This is a genomic window from Confluentibacter citreus (assembly GCF_002807055.1).
Lineage (GTDB): Bacteria > Bacteroidota > Bacteroidia > Flavobacteriales > Flavobacteriaceae > Confluentibacter > Confluentibacter citreus.
Map to the genome: position 1 here is coordinate 327,064 of NZ_NIXN01000002.1, position 19,729 is coordinate 346,792.

19 protein-coding genes and 1 riboswitch are annotated in these 19,729 nt (G+C 33.7%); of the genes, 11 read left to right on the top strand and 8 right to left on the bottom strand.

Features of this window, described 5'->3' with window-relative positions; genetic code table 11:
* Positions 1-36: 36 nt before the first annotated feature.
* Positions 37-1,674 (bottom strand): ABC-F family ATP-binding cassette domain-containing protein, encoded by a 1,638-nt coding sequence (locus CDH49_RS07205; RefSeq protein WP_100614817.1) that lies wholly within the window; start codon positions 1,672-1,674, stop codon positions 37-39.
* A 252-nt stretch (positions 1,675-1,926) separates the two neighbouring features.
* On the opposite strand from CDH49_RS07205, the gene CDH49_RS07210 reads away from it, so the two are divergent.
* Positions 1,927-3,387 carry a glycosyltransferase gene (locus CDH49_RS07210; RefSeq protein ID WP_100614818.1) on the top strand — a complete coding sequence of 487 codons (1,461 nt, stop codon included), beginning with the start codon at positions 1,927-1,929 and terminating at the stop codon, positions 3,385-3,387.
* A gap of 121 nt (positions 3,388-3,508) precedes the next feature.
* Positions 3,509-3,955 (top strand): KTSC domain-containing protein, encoded by a 447-nt coding sequence (locus CDH49_RS07215; RefSeq protein WP_100614819.1) that lies wholly within the window; start codon positions 3,509-3,511, stop codon positions 3,953-3,955.
* Between the two features lie 114 nt (positions 3,956-4,069).
* Here the strand turns inward: CDH49_RS07215 and CDH49_RS07220 are convergent, their stop codons facing one another.
* Both CDH49_RS07220 and CDH49_RS07225 read right to left on the bottom strand, forming a co-directional pair.
* The gene (locus CDH49_RS07220) at positions 4,070-5,305 is read right to left on the bottom strand and encodes a glycosyltransferase (protein ID WP_239970608.1); all 1,236 of its coding nucleotides are present in this window, start codon (positions 5,303-5,305) and stop codon (positions 4,070-4,072) included.
* Between the two features lie 72 nt (positions 5,306-5,377).
* A complete protein-coding gene (locus CDH49_RS07225; RefSeq protein ID WP_100614820.1) occupies positions 5,378-5,851 on the bottom strand; it encodes a heme-binding domain-containing protein in 474 nt (157 codons plus the stop codon).
* Positions 5,852-5,891: 40 nt separating this feature from the next.
* On the opposite strand from CDH49_RS07225, the gene CDH49_RS07230 reads away from it, so the two are divergent.
* The 3 genes from CDH49_RS07230 to CDH49_RS07240 all read left to right on the top strand — a co-directional run bounded on the left by CDH49_RS07230 (position 5,892) and on the right by CDH49_RS07240 (position 8,100).
* Complete coding sequence (locus CDH49_RS07230; RefSeq protein WP_100614821.1) at positions 5,892-6,464, top strand: adenylosuccinate lyase; 573 nt, start codon at positions 5,892-5,894, stop codon at positions 6,462-6,464.
* An 89-nt stretch (positions 6,465-6,553) separates the two neighbouring features.
* Positions 6,554-7,897: an adenylosuccinate lyase gene (gene purB, locus CDH49_RS07235; protein WP_100614822.1), complete on the top strand. Its 1,344-nt coding sequence runs from the start codon at positions 6,554-6,556 to the stop codon at positions 7,895-7,897.
* An 11-nt stretch (positions 7,898-7,908) separates the two neighbouring features.
* On the top strand, positions 7,909-8,100 hold the full coding sequence (locus CDH49_RS07240) for a hypothetical protein (protein WP_100614823.1): 192 nt from the start codon (positions 7,909-7,911) through the stop codon (positions 8,098-8,100).
* Between the two features lie 14 nt (positions 8,101-8,114).
* Here CDH49_RS07240 and CDH49_RS07245 read toward each other — a convergent pair whose 3' ends face one another.
* Genes CDH49_RS07245 through CDH49_RS07260 form a run of 4 tightly spaced genes read right to left on the bottom strand, consistent with a single transcriptional unit; the run spans position 8,115 to position 10,240 of the window.
* Positions 8,115-8,657 (bottom strand): DUF4252 domain-containing protein, encoded by a 543-nt coding sequence (locus tag CDH49_RS07245; RefSeq protein ID WP_100614824.1) that lies wholly within the window; start codon positions 8,655-8,657, stop codon positions 8,115-8,117.
* A gap of 7 nt (positions 8,658-8,664) precedes the next feature.
* On the bottom strand, positions 8,665-9,225 hold the full coding sequence (locus CDH49_RS07250; protein ID WP_100614922.1) for a DUF4252 domain-containing protein: 561 nt from the start codon (positions 9,223-9,225) through the stop codon (positions 8,665-8,667).
* A 42-nt stretch (positions 9,226-9,267) separates the two neighbouring features.
* On the bottom strand, positions 9,268-9,744 hold the full coding sequence (locus tag CDH49_RS07255; protein ID WP_100614825.1) for a hypothetical protein: 477 nt from the start codon (positions 9,742-9,744) through the stop codon (positions 9,268-9,270).
* Positions 9,731-10,240 carry an RNA polymerase sigma factor gene (locus CDH49_RS07260; protein WP_100614826.1) on the bottom strand — a complete coding sequence of 170 codons (510 nt, stop codon included), beginning with the start codon at positions 10,238-10,240 and terminating at the stop codon, positions 9,731-9,733. Before CDH49_RS07260 ends, CDH49_RS07255 begins: the two co-directional genes overlap by 14 nt.
* Positions 10,241-10,441: 201 nt before the next feature.
* Here CDH49_RS07260 and CDH49_RS07265 point away from each other — a divergent pair, with 201 nt between their 5' ends.
* The 3 genes from CDH49_RS07265 to CDH49_RS07275 are packed head-to-tail and all read left to right on the top strand — an operon-like array spanning position 10,442 to position 14,118.
* Positions 10,442-11,926 (top strand): S41 family peptidase, encoded by a 1,485-nt coding sequence (locus CDH49_RS07265; protein ID WP_239970609.1) that lies wholly within the window; start codon positions 10,442-10,444, stop codon positions 11,924-11,926.
* The gene (locus CDH49_RS07270) at positions 11,923-13,395 is read left to right on the top strand and encodes a S41 family peptidase (protein ID WP_100614827.1); all 1,473 of its coding nucleotides are present in this window, start codon (positions 11,923-11,925) and stop codon (positions 13,393-13,395) included. Before CDH49_RS07265 ends, CDH49_RS07270 begins: the two co-directional genes overlap by 4 nt.
* A gap of 3 nt (positions 13,396-13,398) precedes the next feature.
* Positions 13,399-14,118 (top strand): Dph6-related ATP pyrophosphatase, encoded by a 720-nt coding sequence (locus tag CDH49_RS07275; RefSeq protein WP_100614828.1) that lies wholly within the window; start codon positions 13,399-13,401, stop codon positions 14,116-14,118.
* Positions 14,119-14,167: 49 nt separating this feature from the next.
* Here the strand turns inward: CDH49_RS07275 and CDH49_RS07280 are convergent, their stop codons facing one another.
* On the bottom strand, positions 14,168-16,039 hold the full coding sequence (locus tag CDH49_RS07280; protein WP_100614829.1) for a TonB-dependent receptor plug domain-containing protein: 1,872 nt from the start codon (positions 16,037-16,039) through the stop codon (positions 14,168-14,170).
* Between the two features lie 68 nt (positions 16,040-16,107).
* A riboswitch (cobalamin riboswitch) is annotated at positions 16,108-16,406 on the bottom strand.
* A gap of 174 nt (positions 16,407-16,580) precedes the next feature.
* Here CDH49_RS07280 and CDH49_RS07285 point away from each other — a divergent pair.
* Genes CDH49_RS07285 through CDH49_RS07295 form a run of 3 tightly spaced genes read left to right on the top strand, consistent with a single transcriptional unit; the run spans position 16,581 to position 19,630 of the window.
* On the top strand, positions 16,581-17,759 hold the full coding sequence (locus CDH49_RS07285) for an ABC transporter substrate-binding protein (protein WP_239970610.1): 1,179 nt from the start codon (positions 16,581-16,583) through the stop codon (positions 17,757-17,759).
* The gene (locus CDH49_RS07290; RefSeq protein WP_100614830.1) at positions 17,760-18,791 is read left to right on the top strand and encodes a FecCD family ABC transporter permease; all 1,032 of its coding nucleotides are present in this window, start codon (positions 17,760-17,762) and stop codon (positions 18,789-18,791) included.
* A gap of 44 nt (positions 18,792-18,835) precedes the next feature.
* Positions 18,836-19,630, top strand: coding sequence for an ABC transporter ATP-binding protein (locus CDH49_RS07295; protein ID WP_100614831.1), 795 nt, complete (start codon positions 18,836-18,838; stop codon positions 19,628-19,630).
* Positions 19,631-19,729: the final 99 nt, after the last annotated feature.

The following is a 19,729-nucleotide window of genomic DNA, read 5'->3' on the forward strand; positions in this document are numbered from 1 at the left end:
TCATTTTTTTCAGACAAATACAACTAAGAAAAAAACTTACTTCTTCAAATCAATCTGCTTTAAATTCTCGATGCGGTTTCTTACTAAAAAGTCGTCAATGGTTTCAAAATGCTCAATAACACGTTGGTCTTTAAACTCAAACACTTTTTGCGAGAGGCCTTGAAGAAAATCACGGTCGTGCGACACTAAAATAAGCGTGCCATCAAAGTTTTTTAATGCTTCTTTTAAAACATCTTTCGATTTTAAATCCAAGTGATTGGTTGGCTCATCCAGAATGAGTAAATTAACAGGTTCTAAAAGGAGTTTCACCATCGCCAATCGGGTTTTTTCCCCACCGGAAAGCACGCTCACCTTTTTATCTATATCGTCACCCCTAAACATAAAACCTCCTAAAATGGTTTTTATTTGGGTACGGATATCGCCTTCGGCAACTTCATCAACGGTTTGAAAAATGGTTAAGTTTTCATCCAATAAAGACGCTTGATTTTGTGCAAAATAGCCCACCTTTACATTATGTCCCAACGCACATTTACCTTCAAAATCAATTTCGCCCATAATGGCTTTAATCATGGTTGATTTCCCTTCTCCATTCCTACCTACAAACGACACTTTTTCGCCGCGGGAAATGGACATATTGGCATTTTTAAACACCACATGGCCATCGTACGATTTAGACAAATCTTTAACCGTCACCGGATAATCTCCCGAACGTGGTGCTGGCGGAAAACGTAATTTTAAGGCCGATGTATCGACTTCATCAATCTCAATAATTTCTAATTTTTCCAACATACGCTCACGCGAGCTCACTTGATTGGTCTTCGAATAGGTGCCTTTAAAACGTTCAATAAAAGCCATGTTATCGGCTATAAATTTTTGTTGTTCGTTGTAAGCTTTTATTTGATGGGTACGCCGATCTTCTCGCAACTGTATGTAATGCGAATAGTTGGCTTTATAGTCGTAAATACGCCCCATAGTGACCTCGATGGTTCTATTGGTAATGTTATCAATAAAGGCTTTATCGTGTGAAATTACCATCACGGCTTTGGCTTTATTCAGTAAAAAATCCTCCAACCAAATAACGGATTCTATATCGATGTGGTTTGTTGGCTCATCCAAAAGAATTAAATCGGGTTTTTGCAATAATATTTTAGCCAATTCAATCCGCATACGGTAACCTCCACTAAATTCACTGGTTAGGCGCGTAAAATCTACACGTTTAAAACCTAACCCACGCAAAGCTTTTTCTACTTCCGCATCATAATTAACATCCTCTAAAGCATAGAATTTTTCACCAACATCAGATACTTGTTGGATGATTTTCATATACTCATCAGAATCATAATCCGTTCTCGTTTCCAATTCTTTATTAAGACGTTCCATCTCATCACGCATCTTAAAAATATGGGTAAAGGCTTTAGACGCTTCTTCAAAAACGGTGCAATCATCTTCCGTTAATAAATGCTGTGGCAAATAAGCAATGATGACGTCTTTGGGGTAACGAACCCCACCGCGACTGGCTTTTTGTTCACCAGCAATAATCTTCATCATCGTCGATTTTCCTGCGCCATTTTTGCCCATAAGGGCAATTTTATCATTTTCATTAATAGTGAAAGACACCTCACTAAATAAGGCACTTCCACCAAACTCTACTGCTAAATTATCAACTGAAATCATAATTGTTTTTATCCTACTGTTATTGGGATGCAAATCTATAAAAAAGGTAGCATGCGTTAAGTTAAATTATCACTGCTTTTTTTATTGACTATTTATCCTAGTCTCAAATTCAAAAATCAACGCAGCGAACCCAGAGCGGGCATAACCCTTGTTAAATGTCTGTTAAATGACATATTTTAAAACTTTATAACGTCCATAAATCCTTTCCCAACGTATTTGCAGATAGTATTATTATTATAAAAACCCTCAATTATGGCAAAAACTATTTTACCACAAACTACATCTGTAGATATAAGCAAAGGAGAAGATGTTGGAAAAAATAAACTTTCATTTCGTAAAAAAAGAACATCCATTAAACAAAACATATTAAGATTTATTGGTAAGATTGCCTCAGACCCTACGGATTATGTGGTTTTTGCAAGCACATATCTCCTTATGTTTGGATCTGTATTTTTAGTTTTTGAATTGGAAGATGATTTTTATGAATTCCACACAAGTATGTTGAGCACGACGTTAGGAACCATTTTCTATATAATTACATTAATGTTACTTTTCTTTAAATTATCTTTTTTAGTATTTCTTTTTATTAAATACTTACAATACAAACCTATTGATTCGGTTTCGGACGAAGCACTACCAAAATGCACCGTTATTGTGCCTGCTTATAATGAAGGTAAATTGGTTTATGAAACCTTGGTAAGTTTGTACGAAAGTGACTTTCCTAAAGAAAAACTACAGATTATCTCTATTGATGATGGCAGCAAAGATGATACTTGGCAATGGATGATCAAAGCCAAAGAATTATTGGGTGATGTATTAACAATCTACCAACAACCACAAAACAAAGGAAAACGACATGCTCTTTACCGCGGTTTTAACTTAGCTACCGGAGATGTTTTTGTAACGGTAGATAGTGATTCTTTAGTGAAAAAGGATACACTAAGAAACTTGGTAAGTCCACTTCAGGTGAATAAATATTGTGGCGCTGTTGCAGGAAATGTACATGTTCTAAATACAAAAAAGGCACTGATACCTAAAATGCTAAACGTGAGTTTTGCTTTTAGCTTTGAATTTATACGTGCTGCACAAAGCACTATGGGTTCTGTACTTTGTACACCTGGTGCCTTAGCTGCATATCGTAAGGAAGCTGTAATGGCCTGCTTAAATGACTGGATGAATCAAACTTTTTTCGGGCAATTAACAGATATAGGAGAGGATAGAGCGATGACCAACATGATTTTAAAACAAGGATATCACGTGATGTTCCAACGAAATGCTTTGGTGCTTACCAAAATTCCTGAGAAATTTAGTGGGTTACGAAAAATGTTTACCCGTTGGGAAAGAAGTAATGTGCGTGAAAACATTATGATGTCACGTTTTGCTTTTACCAATTTTAGGGAAACTTCGAAAGTTGGTTTAAGAATACTTTTAATGAATCAGTGGTTGGGAATCTTAACCGCTTATCCATTAGTTATTTCCATGTTATATATGATTGCCGTACACCCGATTTTATTCTTAAGTTCGACGCTTATGGGGATCTTGATTTTTAACACTATTCCTGTAATTTTTTATGCACTCAAACATCATAAGTCCAAATCATTTTTAGCCCATACCTATGGTATTTTCTTCGCTTTTAGCTTGTTTTGGATTACACCATACGCGATAGCGACAGCAAGTAGAAGGGGTTGGTTAACCAGGGGATTAACACCGTAATGGTTTTAACTAACCACAAACTTTTAAGATACTGTTATGTAGCTCAATTCTTTTATCTATAGTCTAGCGTCTTGTGTCTTAAAAAAGAGTATCTTCGCGCCTTATTTTAAAAAACAACCGCATGAAACGTATTGGCGAGTACAAAAAATTGTTTAATGTTGAAAAAGACATTGATCTTAAAGAACTAAAATCTACTTATAGAAATTTAGTGAAAGAATGGCATCCTGATAAGTTTCAAAAAGGTGATGAAAAAGCTGTTGAGGCTGAATTAATGAGCAGACAAATCATTGATGGTTATCATTTTTTAGTGAGTATCGCTCCAGAAACCAAAGCGGCAAATTTAGATGAATACAACGAAACCATTAGTAGCGCTATTATAGACTGGCAACATAAAGGCATGGTTTTAGAATTAACCTTTTTAGACGGCAATACGTATGAGTTTTTCGGTGTTAACAAAGCCCTATTTACAAAATTTTACCAATCTGGCACATTAACACGATTTGCGAAACGTAACATTTTCAACACCTTTACTTACAGAAAAATTAAGAAAAGTGAAGTGGAAGCTTAGACTTTCTTAGATTTCTAGATTGTTGGACTTCTTAGATTGTTAGACTTTTGGAATTAGGTGTATTCTAAAATCTTATATCTCATATCTAAAATCTAGAGTCTTACCTCTGAAGTCTTATTTGTTCTTTTCCTCAATCCATTTACTCATATATTTAGTGCTTTGCAGGGTATGATACTGTAACATTTGACCTGTAAAATTATCCAAACGATGTACTTGAAGGTTATTTTGTATGGAGTTTAGCTTAAATATAAAATCTAAAACAAACAGTTGCTTATCAAAGCGAGCATTCATAATTTGAAAACCATTTTTCTGGTTACCTCTCCAAAAAATTTTACCTGTATATAACTCGATGGCTTTGTTTGCAAATTCTTCGGTATCATCGGCTATAAAACCGTTAGGTTCAAAATTTCCAAACATCCCTTCAGCAGCAATGGTGGTCATCACGCAAGGTGTTCCATGTACCATGGCATCAATTAGTTTCCCTTTCAATCCAGCACCAAAACGCAATGGTGCCAAACATACTTTTGCATGTTGCATAACGGTTTCAACATCATCAACAAATCCTTTAATGATAAATCCGTCTTTTTTATTATTAAGTTTAAGTACCTTCTCGGAAGCATATGCCCCATATATATGAACTTCTGTTTTAGGCAATCTTTTTCTAATTAAAGGCCAAATATCTTCTTTTAAAAACAAAACGGCATCGTAATTAGGAGCGTGTAAAAAATTGCCAATAGTGATAAAGTGTTCCCTTTCATTGAACTTTGGCAGATGACGCTTAGTTTCCATTGCTACTGCATCGGTTAAAAATGGCAAGTAATACAAAAGATGCGAATTAACTTTAAATTGGCTTTTTAATATCTCTATTTCTTCCTCTGAAATAACAAGCGTTAAATCGCATCTATAAACACTTGCTATTTCGCGTTTTGCAGTATCATTGAATAAATAAAATTTATCAAACAAAACCTTATGCTTTAGTGCCTCTTCTCTACCTTTTCTTAAACAATGCAAATCCTCGGTATCTAAAATCCGTAAAGCATCCGGGCATTGCTCAGTAACCCGCCAACCAAATTGTTCTTCGGTCATGAATCTATCAAAAACCACAATATCTGGATGTAACTTTTTTACAAACACATCAAAACTAGAACTGTTAAGTTCTATCGTAACTTGGTTTATTCCTATATCTTCAAGGTTGAATGCATTGTCGGTTTTGGCACATACACTGGCAAATGTAATTTGGTAGTTTTGAGATTGAAAGATGTCTATAAGTTGCATCATTCTGCTACCCGCAGCTGAACTTTTGGGTTCTGGCCAAACAAAACCAATGATCAAGAGTTTTTTTGATGCCACTAATTTCGGTATTTTATTATATAAATTGAACTCTAAAATTACAACTATAGTCTATCTATAGTTAGGAAAACATTATTCAGGTTGGGGCTCCAAACTGTATTTTAAACGGACTTTTTTAGCCCAATCTATAAGAGAGGCCATTTGTGCGTCGGTAAGTTTTGCATCCGTATGTGTCCATGTATAAGAATCCAAAGGCATTTCCTTTTTCTCTACCATTTCAATAAGTTCTTCGAACTTATGGTCTTTACGTTTAGTTGAAGTTCCCTCCCATTTTGAGATATTAAAATGCTTTTTTCCATCGTTTACATGATCTGCCAACCAATAATTTACAGGCGTAATATTATTATACCAAGGGTATCTAGTAACATCGCTATGACAGTCGTTACAACTAACTTCTAAGATACGTTTCACTTCGGCAGGTGGGTTGGTCTCTGCATAAAAGGCATCCATGGAAGTGATATTGCCTTCATTTTTTTCCGGTCTAAAAAACTGGGCAATAAGAAATATCACAAGTAAAGCAATTAGTACCTTTTTTAATATCTTCATGATTATTATATTTAAAGTTTAAAAATAGTAAAATAAATTGATGACTAAAGAAGAATTTTATAATGAATTGGCAAAAGTAAGCGCATCGCGGGAAAGCCGTCTAAACTGTGCCCAACTTGTTAAAAATGAAATGGAATTGTTTCCTTATCTTATTGAAATTTTATTTCATGTAGATGATAAAATATCTTGCCATGCTGCTTGGGTTTTTGAATTTGTTTGTGAAGATTATATTTACGCCATCATTCCACATTTGGATACGTTTACTATAAATATTCATAGAGTGCATTTAGAATCTGCCGTTCGCCCTATATCTAAAGTGTGTCAATTCTTAGCAAAAGCGTATTATTCCAAAGAAAATAACACTTTTAAAAGATTACTTTCTCCCAAACATAAAGAACGTATTGTAGAAACCTGTTTTGATTGGATGATTAACAGACATAAAGTAGCCTCAAAAGTATTTGCTATGGAAACACTATTTCTTTTCGGACAAGAAAGCACTTGGATTCATGATGATTTAAAGCAAATTTTAGAGCAGGAATTTCAAACACATAGTGCCGCATTTAAATCAAGGGCCAAGCATATTCTCCATAGAATGAAAAAAATACTCAAATGATAGATTTGAAAATCAAAAATTCGTAATTCGTAATTCGTAATTCGCAAATCAAATGTTTATCTTTGCAACTTGTAAAAAAATAACCCAACATGTCATTATCACAACTAAATGCCATCTCACCAATTGATGGAAGATATAGAAATAAAGTTAACGAATTAGCGCCTTATTTTTCGGAAGAAGCTTTAATAAAATATCGTGTTTTAGTTGAAATAGAATATTTTATTGCGCTTTGTGAAATTCCATTGCCTCAACTTAAAAACGTTGATTCAAGTGTATTTGAAAGTTTAAGAGGCATTTATAAAAACTTTTCAACTGAAGATGCACTAGCCATAAAAGACATAGAAAATGTTACAAACCATGATGTTAAGGCTGTTGAATATTTTATAAAAGATAAATTTGATGCATTAGGTCTGTCATCTTTTAAGGAATTCATTCATTTTGGATTAACTTCACAAGACATCAATAACACGGCTATTCCTTTAAGTATTAAAGACGCTGTGAATGACGTTTACATTCCAGAATACTTAAAAGTTGTATATAAACTTAAAACGTTAAGTGAGGATTGGGCAGCTATTTCCATGCTTGCTAGAACCCATGGACAACCAGCATCTCCAACCCGATTGGGAAAAGAAATAGCAGTTTTTGTGGTACGATTAGAGCAGCAGTTCAATTTATTGAAACACATTCCACATGCTGCTAAATTTGGCGGTGCCACAGGTAATTTTAACGCGCACCATGTTGCATTCCCCAATACAGATTGGAAAGCTTTTGGAGGGAAATTTGTTCAAGACACTTTAGGGTTGCACCATTCGTTTCCAACGACACAGATTGAGCATTACGACCATATAGCCGCTTTGTTTGATAACTTAAAACGCATCAATACCATTTTAATAGATTTAAATAAAGATATATGGACGTATGTGTCCATGGATTATTTTAAACAAAAAATCAAAGCTGGTGAAGTAGGTAGTTCTGCCATGCCACATAAAGTAAATCCTATTGATTTTGAAAATAGTGAAGGTAATTTAGGTATAGCCAACGCTGTTTTTGAACATTTGTCGGCTAAACTTCCTGTATCTAGATTACAGCGCGATTTAACCGATAGCACGGTATTACGAAATGTAGGTGTCCCATTTGGACATACATTGATTGGGTTCAAATCGACTTTAAAAGGATTGAATAAATTATTATTGAATGAAACCAAATTTGCAGAGGACTTAAATAATAACTGGGCAGTTGTTGCCGAAGCTATTCAAACCATTTTACGTCGGGAAGGTTATGCAAACCCTTATGAAGCCTTAAAAGGTTTGACCAGGACCAACGAAAAAATAAATCAAGATTCCATTTCAAATTTTATTGATACCTTGGAGGTTTCTAATGCAATAAAGGAAGAATTAAAACATATAACACCTAGTAATTATACTGGAATTTAAAATATAAAAACATGTTAACGGATAAACAATCATTACTACTTTGTGGCCTTATGGCTATGGGTATTTTTGTAGCAGGGATACTTAGTATTCTAGCTAATTTTGTTGTCTTAACTATGCTTACCATTATCTTTTTGGCAATAGTTGTAAATCTCTTTTTTTGGAAACATCCAACTAATGGAAGTAAGGACGAACCTACTGAATAAAAAAAAATATTCTTTTATTTAAAGAAAGTCATCATATTTTCAAATTGCGAGGTGTCAACATTCGAGTTTTCGAATAATTGTCCTAAAGTCATTATTTTTTCTGGACTCATATCATCCCCTAAAATACGAACAACACCAAAGCCCATGTCTTTAGAGCTACCAAAGATGATAAATTCATCTGCTTCATAATCATCACCCACGTACTTAACAGCTATTTTAGATCCTTGATAACTGAAATCGATAAGTTCATTATATTTTTTGTCCTTTAAAATGGTTTTAACTTTATCCAGCTCAGAATGGAATGCATTGACATTAGTTGAGTCTATTTTATATCCTAAAAAATTCAATCGTTTTATCGATTTGTAAGCGTCTCTTTGCTCTGCTGTTAATTTCGATTCGTCAATATTCAACATCGTTATTGGCACATCTTGCGCCAAAAAATTATTTGCTTCTTGATGTTCTACAAAATAGCGTTGCATAGATAAACCATTATTGCAGCCAACTAAAGAGAAGGCTGCAAAAATGGTTACTAATAGAAATTTGATTGATTGATGCATAATGTAATTATTTCTTTTTTTCTAAATGCTGACCCCCAGGAATGTTCATTTTATCTGTAAGTCTAGATATTTCGTTTAAATCGATGTCACCCGTAAGCGATACAACCACCGTTTCGATTTTTCGTTGTTGACCATTAATATCAACCCCATTACTTTGCATGACTTTATCAATACCGTTTACAAAAATCAAGAGTTCTTTAACGTGGTCGGAATCTTTACCCTCCTTAATATAGAATTTTACTTCTGCACCGTTATCTTTAACTTGCATTAATTCTTCTAAAGAACTTGAACGGGATTTAACCCATTTTGAAATATCGGCTGAAATGGTTTTATTATCCGTCACTATAGTTTTAAAACTGGTGATGCTTTTTACCATGTCCATATATGCTTTGGCTTCTGCATCATCTACATTAATACCCATTTTGGCTATCATTTGAAACATTTTAGGCTGAATGGATACATAGGTGACTTCTGAATTGCCATTGTATTTTTCAAAAATATCCTGAGCTATTCCTGATATTGGCAATAACATGATTGCCATTACTACTAATGCTATTATTTTTTTCATGAGAGTTGTTTTTAAATTATTCATTGTTTGAGTGTTCGTTTTTTATTGATTTTTTTTAAAAATAATACTTGTTGTGTTTTCAATTTCATTAAGATATCCTAATGTTGAAGCTCCTTTGTCATATTCTTCAAGGTAGCCAATTGTAGAAGTTCCTTTATTGAAACTTTTAGAAATCATTTCCAACGATTTCGATACCTCGTTGAAAGCTAGTTCCGGGTCTTGAATAGTACCTAAATCGTTATGTATGGTCGATTTTAAGTAAATTCCCAACATAATAACAACTACCGCAGCAACAGAAATCCATTTATAGTTAAATACTTTTTTAGTGCTTAATGGAACGTCCTTAGTAAATTGCTCTTGTTGGTTTACCAAAAAATACGCAAACATGGGTTTATATATCTCTAAATGCGGCTCGACGGTTTCTTGCGAAAAATAGTTTTTTAACTGTTGCTCTTCTTTTAGGGATGTTTCTCCGTTTTCGTACTTTTCAAGTAATTCTTCTATATTATTTAATACCATAACTGTGTGTATTAGTTAATTTTTCTCTTATTGTTTTTCTAGCTCTTGATAAGGTTACCCGTACTGCTGTGTTATTCATATCCAACATGTGGGCAATCTCATCTAAATCATATTCTTCAATATCCCTTAGTTGAATGACCATTCTTTGTTGTTCGGGCAACCCTTCTATAATCCGTGATACCCAACTAACACTATCATTTAATTCAACCTGTTTTTGTAATGAGGTGCTATTATCTTCATAATTGCTGTGTACAATTTTCAAATTTTGCGATTGTTTGGATTTCAACTTATCAAAACAAAAATTTTTGGTCATGGTCATTGAAAATGCCTCTACATTTTTGTACTCCTCAATCTTTTCTTTATTGTTCCATAATTTCATTAAAACCTCTTGTGTGGCATCTTCTGCTTCTTCAGTAGATATAAGTAATCGCTTTGCTAGGCGAAACACTTTATCCTTAAATGGCATCACAATATTTAAAAACTCTCTTTGAGTCATTATTTTGGTTTGATTAGTTCTGAAATAACTTAGTTATGGTTATTTGAGATTACGACGAACAACAATCTATTTTGTTACAAAATATTTATATTTACATAATAATGTAAGCTATTTTATAGTTTACATGACTAAGCTATGAAAAATGTTATGAAAAGAATCCATGTAATACTTAAGCCAATTGTCCTTTTACTTTTGTCATTTATGGCATTAGTTTTATTTAATTGTAGCAAAAATGATGAACCCACTCCTGATCCCGAGCCAGTTGTTGTTGTACCTATAACATTAAATAGTGAAATAAACGATTTTATATGGGAAGGTATGAATGAAATTTATTTGTGGCAAGGGCAAGTTCCCAATCTATCGGACACTAAATTTGCAAATCAAGATCAATATTATACTTTTTTAAATAACTACAACTCTCCAGAATCCTTATTTGATGACCTTTTATATCAGAAAGATGTGATTGATAAGTTTAGCTATTTGGTAAATGATTATGTGGCCTTAGAAAACTCTTTCCAAGGAATTTCTACAAGCAATGGCTTGGATTTTGGTTTAGTGAGACTTTCTGGTTCTAATGATATTTTTGGATATATTAGGTATGTGGCCAACAATTCAGATGCATCCGCAAAAGATATAGGTAGAGGTGAATTTTTCTTAACGGTTAATGGACAACAACTAACAGTAAGCAATTATCAAAACTTGCTATTTGGATCCAATAACACGTATACGCTTGGTATGGCAAATATTACCAACAATAGCATAGCCTTAAACGGCAAAACTGTGGAGTTAACTAAAACAGCATTTACTGAAAGCCCCATTCTTATTAATAAAGTAATTGATGCCAATGGAACCAAAGTGGGATACCTAATGTACAATCAATTTATTGCAAACTTCGATGAGGCATTAAACGATGCTTTTGGTGAATTAAAAACCGAAGGTATAACCGAATTGGTGTTAGACCTAAGATACAATCCCGGAGGAAGTGTCAACTCTGCTATTTTGTTGTCTAGCATGATTACTGGTCAATTTACAAATAATGTTTTCTCTAGGGAAATATGGAATAGTAAATACCAATCTTATATTGAGGCCAACGACCCGGTAAGCCTAATTAATCGCTTTGTAAACAAATTGAACAATAATACGCCGCTTAACTCACTTAACTTAAACAAAGTTTACATTTTAACAACTGAAGGATCTGCTTCTGCTAGCGAATTGGTTATAAATGGACTAGACCCTTATATAGATGTTGTACAAATTGGCACTACAACAACAGGAAAATACACAGCTTCGGTAACACTTTATGATTCAAGTAATTACGGAAGAACAAATGCTAATCCAAATCACAAATATGCCATTCAACCATTGGTCTTAAAATCAGCAAACTCGCTTGGTGTAACAGATTATTTCAATGGTTTAGTTCCCGATTATTTGATAACATATACTACATCTAGTGGTACAGAAGAAGGAGAAAATTTATTAGATTTAGGCACTTTGGGAGATGTTAACGAACCTTTTCTTGAAAAGGCTTTATCCTTAATTACTGGTACCATCTCAAAAAGCTCTAATCTTAAATCCGATAAGCTAGGTATCAAAGTTGAAGCAATTAGTGATTCTAAAGATTTTACACTTCTTGGAAAAGACATGTTTGTTGAATTTAAACCTACAAACAAACTGAAAAAACAATGAGAAACTACAAGTCCCTAATTCTATTAATAGTTGTTTCCTTTATAAGCATTAGCTGTTTTGAAGATAATGATGATAACCAAATCACAGGAAGTTCCATAAATGATTTTGTTTGGAAAGGCATGAATTTAGTATATCTGTACAAAGATAACGTTCCTAATCTAGCCAATGACGCATTTACTAGCAATGAAGCTTATGCCAACTATTTAAATGGTTTTTCAAGTCCTGAAGATTTATTTGAAAGTCTAATCTATCAAAGGGAAACTGTTGATAGATTCAGTTGGATTGTAGATGATTATATTGCTTTAGAACAGCAGTTATCAGGCATTACAGCCAGTAATGGCATGGAGTTTAAATTATTTCTTCAACCAAACAGCAACACGCAATTAATAGGTATTGTAACCATGGTTTTACCAAATAGCAGTGCCAGTGCCAACGGTTTAACAAGGGGTGATATTTTTAATGGCATTAATGGTACGCCGTTATCAATCGATAACTACATGAGCCTACTTAGCTCAAATGCTTATACTTTAAATTTAGCCACTTATAATGATAATGGCACTTCTACCACAACAGATGACACGGTAGTTTCTAGAAATGAAAACGTTAGTCTTACCAAAGCTCAATATACCGAAAATCCCATTTTTGCAACAAACATTTTCAATATTGGAGGCCAAAACGTGGGCTACTTAATGTACAATGGTTTTACGGCAAATTTTGACACACAACTTAACGATGCTTTTGCTACTTTTAAATCGAGTAATGTACAACATCTTGTATTGGATTTAAGATATAACTCTGGTGGCTCCGTAAATTCAGCTATATTATTATCAAGCATGATAACGGGTCAGTTTACAGGCGACGTTTTTAGTACAGAACAATGGAACAGTGAATTTCAAGCCGCTTTTGAAAATGAAGACCCAGAATTATTAATAAGTCGATTTGTAAACAACGATGATGGCTCCAATTTAAATAGTCTAAATCTTCAAAAAGTATATGTAATTGCTTTAGAGTCATCTGCATCTGCTAGCGAATTGGTAATAAACGCCTTAGACCCCTATATTAACGTGATCCATATTGGTGAGAATACTGCTGGGAAATATCAAGCCTCTACAACACTTTATGATTCCCCCGATTTTTCTCGTCAAGGAGCGAATCCGAGTCATAGTTACGCGATGCAGCCATTAATTTTTAAATCGTTGAATAAAGTTGGAAGAACTGATTATTCAGATGGTTTAACTCCTGATATTCAAATCTCTGAAAGTTATTTAGATTTAGGTGCTATTGGTGATGAAAATGAAACATTATTGGCTACTGCTTTAGCAGACATTCAAAATCCAACAGCAAAGTTATCTCCAATAAAATCTGAAAAGGAAGCTTCTTTAATATTGTTTAAAGATAGCAATAGTTTTAAACCATTCCGTGACGATATGTATGTTGACAAAAAACTTCCAATAAATTTATCAAATTAATTATTGGCACCGAAAATTAAAACCTATTTCAATTGGAGTTCGGGTAAAGACTCTGCACTAGCACTATATTATTTGCTACGGGACAACCATTATGCTGTTGATGAATTAATAACAACCGTAAACAGCCATTACAATCGTGTGTCTATGCATGGGCTTAGAAATGAACTTTTAATAGCCCAAACCAACGCACTTAATATTAAATCCAGTTTGATAGAATTACCCGAAATGCCAAGTATGGAAATCTACGAGCAAAAAATGCTAGAGACCGTATCAAGATTAAAAAATGAAGGTTTTACGCATAGTGGGTTTGGAGATATTTTTTTAGAAGATTTGAGAACTTACAGAGAAGAACAATTAGCAAAACAGAATTTAAAAGCGGTATTTCCTATCTGGAAACGGGATACTAAAGAACTTATTAATGAGTTTTTAGATTTAGGTTTCAAAACAATTATTGTTTGCGCTAATTCAAAATACTTTAGTGAAGACTTTGTTGGAACAATTATAGACAGAAACTTTATTGATAATTTACCTGATGGTGTTGATCCTTGTGGCGAAAATGGCGAATTCCATACCTATTGTTTTGATGGTCCTATTTTCAAAAATCCCATTCCGTTTACCATGGGCGAAAAAGTATATCGTGAATATGACAACCCAAACAAAGAAGACGATTCTATTTGTAAAAATGACAAATATGGTGTTTGGTATTGTGATTTAATTCCATAAAAAAGTCGTTCTATTAAATTAGAACGACTTTTTATTTAATCTATTTTTTTTAAAAATTCAAATTCATTCCTAAACTCACGTTTCTGCCTTTGGTTGTATAACCAATAATTTCTAAATAATCTTCATTAAACAGATTGTTTACAGTGACAAAAAGTTTTAATTTATTTTCTATTAATTTCTGACTGAAGTATAAATCAATTAAAGAAAACGACTTTAATTCCACGTTTTGGTAGGTTGAAAAATCCGTATCCGTTCTGTCACCAACAAATTGATAGGTCAAAGCTGCATAGGTGCTTTCAGAAAAATTATAACCAACATTAGCATTCACTTTATGTTTAGGCAAACGCAAACGTAAACCCTCTTGCAATTCCGTAAATGTATAGTTTGCAGAAATTGTTAAATCCTTAATTAAATTAATCGCTGCCTCAACTTCCACACCATGAACCGTGGCACTTTCGGTGGCATTTTGGTAACCAGTTGTATAAATAATAGTGTTGTCTTCTTTTCGGTTAAAATAAAGCCCATTCAAACGAAATCCTTTTCTATTTGAGAATTCCAAACCACCCTCCATAGTTCTGTTTTCTTCTGGTTCTAAATCTGGATTTGCTCCAAAAAATCCGAATAACTGTGATAAATTAGGTGCAATAAATGAAGTGGCATACGAACCCAAAACCTTAACATATCCGGAATTTACCTCTACAGTATAGGACGGATTAAAATTATAAACAAAATGGGAATCGTATTGACTGTGGTTATTCAATCGGGCTCCAGCATTCAAATTCAACCCGAAATCCGACACATAAACCGCATTTATATAGGGATCGGATGTTGTATAAGAACGTTCTTGATCAAACAATGTATTATAATCAGCATAGTTAAATCCAATTATGGTATAAAACGTGTCATCAAAAACATATTTATTAAACGCATCCAACACATAACTTTTCGCTTCATAACTTGTAACAAAGTCTGAAATACTTTCCCTATTTATTTCTGTATAAGCGGCATTCAGTTGAAAACTTCCGTTGGCATAGGTGAATTTTGGTGAAATTCCCACCCTTATTTGTTCGTTTTTATAAGCATCATCCGTATCTGCAATAGTATAGTTTGGTGGCGGAAAACCATCTGTATCTGTTCTTAACTTATCATAACTCGCAAAAGCAGATAATTCAAAAGCATCGCTGAAGTTATAACCTAATTTAAGATTGGTATTGAATCTGGAAAATGGATCTTTTTCAGCATTTTCAGATTTTGCAGCAGATAAACCATCCACATACCTGTTTGCAAAACTGGCTAAATAATTAAACTTATCTAAGCTGCCATTTACAGACACATTATTGTTGAAACTGGCACCATTGTAATTCTGGTCGTCTGCCGATTGGTTAGTTCCTATAACCGATAAAAAACTAGCGGATATGGGTTTAATAGCCCCTTTTTTTGTTGTAATGTTGATGACTGCCGTAGCTGCAGCATTCCCATATAAAGTACTGGCTGCACCCTTAATAATCTCAATAGATTCAACAGTATTCAAATCTATCAATCGTAAATCGAATTCATTGGCAACCAAGGATGGGTCATTTACTTGAACGCCATCAATAAGCACCAAAACTTGCCTATTGTTACCACCTCTAACAAAATACCCTAAATTAATCCCTTCAACACTTCGTGTTCCATTAATTTCAATACCACTTTTGGCATTAATTAATTCTGAAATGTTTCGCCCTTGGTTATTTTCAATTTCATTTTTCGAAATTTTAATAACCGTTTTACCTGAGTTTTCGCGTTTTAATTGGAAACGTGAATCTGAAACAACAATCTCATCAAGCTGTTGCACATTTGTTGAATCGACTTGCTGTTGCGCAAAGCCACATAATGATATACCAAAACACAGTACACCAAAAACATTTGTTTTTTTGTTCATTTTAATGAATAATTACTCGAGAATCGCATGGATTATCATACGCAAACTTTTATCCCGAAAGTTTAACTTTATTTGTTTTGAAAATGGCAGGTCTCCTGACTTGTTTTATGTTATTTTACCTTCCCAGCAATAAAGCCAGTGGTTTTAGAAGTAAATAACATCTCAAAATGAGGTGCTGAATACCGATAACTAACGGGACAGCAAAAACTTACAGTTGCGGGAACAGTTCAGGAATTGTTGAATTACGATTGACGAATTACGATTTCAACAATCGCAAATCTTAAATCTAAATTCGTAAATCAACGCACCTGATTCCCTTTTAATTCATCCACGTGAAGTGAATAAAACCAAATTTCGGTGCAAATGTAAATATTAACTTTAAAATAATATTCAACAGCTTACTTTTTCTTGGTCATTTTATGAATCAAATAAAAAAATCCAATTAAAAAATGAGCTATTAATACGACAGCTACTATATATATTGTTAAATTTGAGCCGTCTCTCATTGTTAATATTTTTACCAAAAATAACAAGCTTTAAAATGTTTAAAAATGACATTTGTCATCTTCCAGGAATGAAATACAAAACCTTTTTTTTAATTATTGTTTTAACGGTACTTAATTGTAAAAACGAGACAAAAAATCAATTACCCATTAGTATTGAAAACAAGCAATTACCCTTAAAATACGCTAAAGGTTTTTCAGTTGAAGATTATGGTACTTATAAAATTTTAGAAATAAAAAATCCTTGGCCTAAAGCTGAAAATGTTTTTAAATATGTTCTCATCAATAAAGAAAATGCTGCGAAAACGACTTTCCCAACGGATGCTTATGATGGAATCATTATAAAACCCATTCAAAAAATAGTGGTCACTTCTACCACACACATTCCTGCTTTAGAACTTTTAAATGTTGAGGAAACGTTAATTGGTTTTCCAGGCATCGATTATATTTCTTCTGAAAAAACCCGTCATAGAATTGAAAACGGATTGGTTAGAGAGCTTGGGAAAAACGAAGGTATTAATACCGAAGTGTTACTGGAATTAAAACCGGATGTCGTGATTGGTTTTGGAGTTGATGGCAAAAACCGGACTTTTGAAACGATAAAAAAATCGGGGATTCCAGTTATTTTTAATGGGGATTGGGTGGAAGAATCGCCCCTTGCAAAAGCAGAATGGATTAAGTTTTTTGGCGTATTATTCAATAAAGAAAAAGAAGCGGATTCTATTTTTAATACCATTGAAAACAATTATTTAGAAGCTAAAAAATTAGCTAAAAACACTAAAAACCAACCAACTATTTTAAGTGGCGCCATGCATAATGATGTTTGGTATTTACCAAATGGCACTAGCACTGAAGCACAACTTTTCAAGGATGCGAACACCCATTATTTATGGAAAGACTCCAAAGGAACCGGTAGCTTATCACTAAACTTTGAAACCGTTTTTTCAAAAGCTAAAAATGCTGATGTTTGGTTTAGTCCATCGAATTACGGCAGCAAAGAAGCTCTTAAAAATGGAAATACCCACCATTCTCTTTTTAAAGCTTTCCAAAATAATACGATTTATTCCTCTATCAATACAACTGGAACATCTGGTGGTATTCTATATTTTGAGTTGAGTACCACGAGACCCGATTTGATTTTAAAAGACATTATTAAAATTTGCCATCCAGAACTCTTAAAAAATTATGACCTTTACTTTTTTAAACCTTTAGACTAATTGCCGAATTCAAATTCATATAAACTGTCTTTTTTGGCATTGTCCATCTTACTTGTGGTTTGTTTTTTAGCGAACATCAGTTTGGGGTCTGTTTATATCCCACTTAATGACGTGTTCAACAGTCTTATGGGGAACGCCACCGAACAAGAAACTTGGCAACACATCATTCGAAATTACCGATTACCAAAAGCCATAACTGCTATATTGGTTGGCTCAGGTTTGGGCATTTCAGGCTTATTAATGCAAACTTTATTTAGAAATCCGTTAGCAGGACCTTTTGTTTTGGGAATTAGTTCCGGAGCTAGTTTAGGGGTTGCATTGGTCATTCTTGGCTCATCGGTTTTTGGTGGTGTTTTTGCTCTTTTTTTAATTTCTAAATGGAGTATTGTTATTGCCGCCAGTTTAGGTAGCTTTTTAGTGCTGTTAGCCGTTTTAATGGTATCGCTAAAAGTGCGTGATACCATGGCGATACTTATCATTGGACTTATGTTTGCAAGTATCACATCAGCCATTGTAAGTGTACTTTCATATTTTGGATCCGCGCAACAATTACAACAATATATCTTCTGGGGCTTTGGTAGCTTGGGAAATTTATCTTGGGATGAATTACTTATTTTTTTTATCATTTATAGCATTGGTCTCATGGTAAGTTTAGCTTCGGTAAAATCGTTAAATACTATGCTTTTGGGTGAAAATTATGCTAAAAGTTTAGGTTTGAATATTAAAAGAAGTCGGTTTGCTATTATTATGGCGACCAGTTTATTGGCAGGAACCATTACGGCTTTTGCTGGTCCCATTGCGTTTATAGGTCTCGCCATTCCGCATTTAACGCGTCAAGTTTTTAATTCCTCAAACCATAAAATATTATTGCCTGCCGTGTTTTTATTTGGAGGCATTGTGATGCTTATTTGTGATAGTATTGCTCAAGTTCCTAATAGCGATTATACCTTGCCGATTAATGCCATTACGTCTCTAGTTGGGGCACCGGTTGTGATTTGGTTGTTGGTTAGGAAACGGAAAATGGTGTTTTAAAATAGATTTAAGATATAAGATTTAAGACGATAGACAAGAAACTAGTGGAAAAGGACAGCCAACATATCATTTTAAAAACCAAGGATTTGGCGATTGGATATGCTTCTAAAAAAGAGCGTGTTGTTGTCGCATCCAATATTAACATTGAATTATGTAAAGGAGAATTAGTTGGTTTGGTTGGGGTGAATGGTGTTGGGAAATCGACGCTTTTAAGAACATTAACCAACGTTCAAAATGGTTTGGGTGGTGATATTTTTATTAATGACAAAAACATCAAGCACTATGCGGCACTCGATTTAGCTAAAGTATTAAGTCTGGTTTTGACCGAACAACTCATGTCTAAAAATTTGTCGGTTTTTGAAATTGTTGCGTTGGGCAGACAACCTTATACTAATTGGGTTGGTAATTTATCTGAAAACGATTTAACCATTATAAATACAGCTATCATACAAACCAATATATCCGACTTAAAACATAAAAGATGTTTTGAATTAAGCGATGGACAATTACAAAAAGTCATGATTGCTCGGGCATTGGCTCAAGATACCGATTTGATTATTTTAGATGAACCCACCACGCATTTAGATATTTACCACAAAGTATACACCTTAAAATTGCTGCAAAAATTAGCAAAGGAAACCAATAAAACCATCTTGTTTTCGTCGCACGAAATAGATTTAGCCATTCAATTATGTGACAAATTAATTGTTATGACGCCCAACCAAGTAGTATCTGATATGCCATGTAATTTAATTCTAAATGGTACTTTTAAATCTTTATTTCCAGAAGATTTAATTGCTTTTGATGAAAAAACGGGGAGTTTTCGGGTGAAGAAATGATTAAGTTTCAGTCGCAGTTTTCAGTTTTCTGTTAAAAACTTCAGGCTACTATATTCCTTCTTCAGCCTAAAAAATATATCTTTGGATAAACTCTTAATT